The sequence below is a fragment of the Streptomyces sp. P17 genome, assembly GCF_032436805.1.
Lineage (GTDB): Bacteria > Actinomycetota > Actinomycetes > Streptomycetales > Streptomycetaceae > Streptomyces.
In genome coordinates, this window is record NZ_JAVRBF010000961.1 from 1 (window position 1) to 264 (window position 264).

General features: G+C 73.5%; 1 protein-coding gene. It reads right to left on the reverse strand.

The window, feature by feature from the left end:
• Positions 1–264 (reverse strand): hypothetical protein (locus RMT89_RS43570; RefSeq protein ID WP_315889292.1); only part of this gene is annotated, 264 nt, incomplete at both ends.

Sequence of the window (264 nt, forward strand, 5' to 3'; positions counted from 1 at the left end):
GCTCGCCGACGAGCTCGTAGAGGGTCACCGTCGCGCCGACGAACCGCGCCATGCGGGCCATGCCGGTGCGGGTCGAGCCGATGTCGAGATTGAGCCGGTGGCGGGCGATCGCGGCCGCGGGCGCTACTGCGAGCCCGTCGTGCGGCGAGTGCCCATGGCAGACGAACAGCCCGTGGTGGCTCGCCGCCCGCAGAAACGGGGCGCGGATCCAGGCCCAGTGCTCGTCCTCGCTCGCCGTGGCGAAGCCCTCGTCCCAGGCCTTCG